The 4,820-nt window shown below is 64.7% G+C and carries 4 protein-coding genes; 1 reads left to right on the top strand and 3 read right to left on the bottom strand.

Features of this window, described 5'->3' with window-relative positions:
* Positions 1–147: 147 nt before the first annotated feature.
* From AC0L23_RS39015 to AC0L23_RS39005, 3 genes are all read right to left on the bottom strand, one after another.
* Positions 148–558: a hypothetical protein gene (locus tag AC0L23_RS39015; RefSeq protein WP_317244441.1), complete on the bottom strand. Its 411-nt coding sequence runs from the start codon at positions 556–558 to the stop codon at positions 148–150.
* Positions 559–632: 74 nt separating this feature from the next.
* Positions 633–1,724 carry a hypothetical protein gene (locus AC0L23_RS39010; protein WP_317244440.1) on the bottom strand — a complete coding sequence of 364 codons (1,092 nt, stop codon included), beginning with the start codon at positions 1,722–1,724 and terminating at the stop codon, positions 633–635.
* A gap of 29 nt (positions 1,725–1,753) precedes the next feature.
* Positions 1,754–2,110, bottom strand: coding sequence for a hypothetical protein (locus tag AC0L23_RS39005; protein ID WP_085364700.1), 357 nt, complete (start codon positions 2,108–2,110; stop codon positions 1,754–1,756).
* A 245-nt stretch (positions 2,111–2,355) separates the two neighbouring features.
* Here AC0L23_RS39005 and AC0L23_RS39000 point away from each other — a divergent pair, with 245 nt between their 5' ends.
* On the top strand, positions 2,356–4,665 hold the full coding sequence (locus tag AC0L23_RS39000) for an NADP-dependent malic enzyme (RefSeq protein ID WP_018456292.1): 2,310 nt from the start codon (positions 2,356–2,358) through the stop codon (positions 4,663–4,665).
* The last annotated feature ends 155 nt before the right edge of the window (positions 4,666–4,820 follow it).

The raw sequence follows: 4,820 nt of genomic DNA, 5'->3' as shown, positions 1-4,820 counted from the left end.
TGCGTCATATGTTTATAACCTCAAGGCCCCAAGCTAAGAAATCCATAATCTTTCCGCGGAGTGACTCTGGATTGCTTCGCTTCGCTCGCAATGACGGGGAGGGATTTTCGCCGGTCCAACTGCCATCCCCGCGCGCAGCGTCGTTCCCTACAGCCCCGTCGACGCCTCGATCCTGAACTGCGCAAGCGCGCTCTGTGGGTCGGTTTGCAAGAGCTGCATCAATTGCATCAGCGGTGCCTTGGCGCGCGGGGACAGCATGATGGAAAGCGTCTGGCCCGGCGTCTCGACGAAGCGGGCGATCGCGTCCACGGCCGCGTTCGCATCCGGATTGGCGGAAGCAACTTGCTCGCGTTTAGCCTTGATGCTCTCGACGAGCGCCTGGCGTGCGGTATCGCGGCTGACATTCTGCATGCGCGCGAACTGCGCCGCGACGAGATCGATGACGCCGCTGTCGCGCAATGAGAATTCGAGCGTGCCCGCCTCGATCCGGGCCGCCTGGCCCATGAGCTGGGCCGGATCGGCCGAAAACACCTCGCGTGGTACGTTGCCGAGCGCCATACGCAGTTGCGCTCTTGCGTTGCCTCCGATGTCGAGGGTCGCGGGCGTCAGAGCGAAGCTGTTGGACTGTTCGGTCAGGCAGCGCCGAGATCGAGGTCGATAGCGAGCTTGTCGATCCCGCTGGCAATCAATGGAAGCTGTTTTGGACCGGATGGATCGGCTGGCGTGACAAATTTGGCAACCACATGCGCCTTGCTCGGGATCGAGCCGACCAGCTGCCCCCAGTCCAGGCTCAGTGTGTCGATCATGACCAGCTTATTGGTGGTCTTGAACGGCGCCGTCACGCCCTTGATCTCCGCGCCTGCGAGCACGCCGAACAGCCCGAGCATCTGATCCGGCGAGGGCGCCCGCCCGGCAGTGGTGAGGCTTGCTGCCCAGCGCATCAAACTCGCCGTGCTGAAGGACTTCAGCGCAAAGCGCTCCATCTTGAACTGTCCCTGCGGAGACGGCGCGTCGACGCCTTCGACCGCGAACTCGCCGTCGCGAAATCGGATGGCACCAACCGTGGCCGTTCCTTGCGGCGTGCCGACCGACATCTTGCCGATTTCGGCCTTACCGATGCGAAGACCCTCATAAACTCCGGCGAGCTTCTCCAGCAGCTCGCGTGCCTGCGCCGGAGTCGGCGGGGCCGATTGATCCCGTGGCAGCGCGGCAAATATCTCAGCCAGCCGGAATTTCGACGGCTGGACGGCGATGTCTTCCATGGTGAACCCGTCGACATCCACTCGCATCCCCTGTGCCGATTTGAGCGCATAGGGGCCCGTCGAGACCTGCCGATAGACCCGGCGATAGCTGTCGTCGCTGGCCGTCTGCGGATCGAGCGCGGCGATGATCGCGGTCGCGTCGAAATCGTTGACGATGATGTTCGACGATTCACCCGTCAGCTTGTCCGTCTTGCCGGGTTGCTTCACGTCGACCGAGATCACGGCGCGGTCCGACTTCATCCCGTCGATCTTGCCGTGCTTTAGGTTCTGGATCGCCAGTCCGGAATAGGTGACCTCGCCGCTGCCGGCGGCGCGGGAATCGAAGCTGATCGTGAGGGTCGGAGCCGTGAGCGACGATGCAGCGACACTCGCATATTGGCCGAGCACGTAGCGGTACATATCGACCAGCGAGCTGTCCGCCGGCACCTGACCGGCCTGAACTGGACCGGCATAGTCGCGCATGACCAGGTGCGGGATCTTGTACGCGACCTTCAGCTTGGCAGCGCCGATCTGGTCCAGCGTAACCTCGAGCCCGGTGATGTCGACGGGGTCGGCCGAGATCCTTGTTTCGTCGATCTGGCGAACGCCCGTGCCCTTGATGGCGGCGATCCTGATCTGCGCCTGCGTGCCTTGCCCGGCGTAACCGCGATGTCCTCGATCGTGATGGTGCGCGTGGGCAGATCGAAGGCGATCTTGCCGTAGCTAGCCTTGCCGCCTTGCTTGCGGATTTGCTCGAACGCGGTCTCCACCTCGGCGGTGACGCGATGTTTTGCGTAGAAGCTGAAGCCCAACCATCCGCCCGCGGCCACCACGGCCACGACGATGAAGCCGATCAGGATTCGCTTCATTCCCAGCTCCAGTTGCTCGCGTTGCAGCACGCAACCTGCCATATTCGCAAAGCAACGCGCGGTCCAGGGAAAGCGAGCGCTATCAGATATTTGACCGCGCGCCCTGTTGATGGGGCAGCAATCGGATGTTGCCACCGGGCCGCCCGACGTGCTTCATCCCGTCTCCATGACCCGGAAATACCACCCGAAGGCGGGCCGGTCAGGACAACGTAGTTTGAGGCCGGTAACGCGAGGCAAGACACCGCATGTCGTCCTATTCTGATGATCTCCACCAGGCGGCGCTGGCCTATCATCGGCTGCCGCGCCCCGGAAAGCTCGAGATCCAGGCGAGCAAGCCGCTCGCCAACCAGCGCGACCTCGCGCTGGCCTATTCCCCCGGCGTCGCCGCCGCCTGCATGGAGATCGCCAAGAACCCCGCGGAAGCGGCGACGCTGACGATACGCTCCAATCTGGTTGCCGTGGTTTCGAACGGCACCGCCGTGCTCGGCCTCGGCAATATCGGCCCGCTGGCCTCGAAGCCGGTGATGGAGGGCAAGGCGGTCCTGTTCAAGAAATTCGCCGGCATTGACGTGTTCGACATCGAGATCGCGGCCGACACCATCGAACGCGTGGTCGAGACCGTGGCCGCGCTCGAGCCGACCTTCGGCGGCATCAATCTCGAGGACATCCGCGGACCGGAATGCTTCGAGATCGAGGCGCAGCTCAAGGAGCGCATGAAGATCCCGGTCTTTCACGACGACCAGCACGGCACCGCGATCATCGTCGCCGCCGCGATCACCAACGGTCTGCGCCTGAACGGCAAGAACCTGTCGGACGTCAAGATCGTCGCATCGGGGGCAGGGGCCGCAGCGCTTGCGACACTGAACCTGCTGGTGTCGATGGGGGCGCAGCGCAAGAACATCTGGGTCTGCGACATCGACGGCCTTGTTCACGAAGGCCGCAACACCACGATGGACCGCTGGAAGGCGGTCTATGCGCAGAAGACCGACAAGCGCACGCTCGCCGACGTCATCGGCGGCGCCGACATCTTTATCGGTCTCTCCGCACCGGGCGTGCTCAAGCCCGAGATGGCCAAGGCGATGGGCGACAAGCCGCTCATCATGGCGCTCGCGAATCCGACGCCGGAGATCATGCCGGAGGAGGCGCGCAAAGCCCGTCCCGACGCCATGATCTGCACTGGCCGCTCCGACTATCCGAACCAGGTCAACAACGTCCTGTGCTTTCCCTTCATCTTCCGTGGCGCGCTCGATGTCGGCGCCACCGCGATCAACGAGGAGATGAAGCACGCCGCCGTCGAGGCCATCGCGCAGCTCGCGCGCGAGGCGCCGTCCGATGCGGTCGCGCAAGGCTTCGATACCGGCGAGACGCAAGGGTTTGGCCCGGGCTCGCTGATCCCGAGTCCCTTTGATCCGAGATTGATCCTGCGCATCGCGCCGGCGGTGGCGAAGGCCGCGATGGAATCGGGCGTTGCGACCCGGCCCATCACCAATTTCGACGAGTACACCGCGTTGCTCGAGCGCTTCGCCTTCCGCTCCGGCCTCGTCATGAAGCCGATGTTCGCCAAGGCCAAGACCCAACCGGTGCGCGTGATCTACGCCGAAGGCGAGGATGAGCGCGTGCTGCGCGCCACCCAGGTGGTGCTGGAAGAGAAGCTGGCGATGCCGATCCTGGTCGGACGTCCGTCGGTGGTCGAGGCCCGCATCGAGCGCTTCGGCCTGTCTATCAAGGCCGGCAGGGACTTCGACCTGGTCAATCCCGAGGACGATCCGCGCTACCGCTCCTACGTGCAGTCCTATGGCGAGGTCGCCGGCCGCCGCGGCGTGACGCCGGATGCGGCGCGCACGGTGGTGCGCACCAATAACACCGTCATCGCGGCGCTCGCGGTGGTGCGCGGAGAGGCGGACGCCATGCTCTGCGGCGTCGAGGGCCGCTACATGAGCCATCTGCGCCATGTTCGCGAGATCGTCGGGTTCACCCCGGGAATCAGCGACTATGCGGCGCTGGCGCTGCTGATCACGAGCAAGGGCGCCTTCTTCATCGCCGACACCCAGGTGCGGCCCAATCCGAGCGCCGAAGAGCTCGCCGAGATCGCCTCGCTCGCGGCGGTCCACGTCCAACGCTTCAACATCAAGCCGAAGATCGCCTTCGTCTCGCATTCGGATTTCGGCAGCTACGACACGGAATCCTCGCGCAAGATGCGCCGGGCAACCCAGCTCCTGAAGGAGAAGCATCCGGAACTCGAGGCCGACGGCGAGATGCAAGGCGACACCGCGCTCTCGGCCGCCGCGCGCAAGATGGTGCTGCCGCACTCCAAGCTCGAGGGCGAAGCCAACATCATGATCATGCCAAGCCTCGACACCGCCAACGTCGCCTATCAGATGATCAAGTCGCTGGCGGACGCGCTCCCCGTCGGGCCGATCCTGATCGGCCCGGCGCGCCCGGCTCACATCCTCACCCCGTCGGTAACGGCGCGCGGCATCCTCAACATGACCGCAGTGGCTGTGGTGGAAGCGCAGGAGCGCGCGTCGCGGCAGCAGCCGACGTTGTTTACGTAGGCCGTGCGTGGCCTTCCCCTCTCCCCTTGTGAGAGAGGGTGGCTCGCCGCGGGGCGGCGGGACGGGGGGGGGGGTTGGTGCGCGCGCCCATTTATGACGGTTGTATTTTGAGAGCGGGGCCCCACAAGCCCGCCCGGACCCGGTGCCCCCAAAGT

The organism is Bradyrhizobium sp. MI1.4, from assembly GCF_055811315.1.
The sequence above is the reverse complement of the archived record's forward strand: the minus strand, read 5'-3'. Positions and strand labels throughout refer to the sequence as shown.

Coding starts and splice junctions, on each gene's coding strand:
- AC0L23_RS39015 (WP_317244441.1), bottom strand. CDS start 558: ATGGCGCTCGGCAACGTACCACGCGAGGTGTTTTCGGCCGATCCGGCC.
- AC0L23_RS39010 (WP_317244440.1), bottom strand. CDS start 1,724: ATGCGCGACTATGCCGGTCCAGTTCAGGCCGGTCAGGTGCCGGCGGAC.
- AC0L23_RS39005 (WP_085364700.1), bottom strand. CDS start 2,110: ATGAAGCGAATCCTGATCGGCTTCATCGTCGTGGCCGTGGTGGCCGCG.
- AC0L23_RS39000 (WP_018456292.1), top strand. CDS start 2,356: ATGTCGTCCTATTCTGATGATCTCCACCAGGCGGCGCTGGCCTATCAT.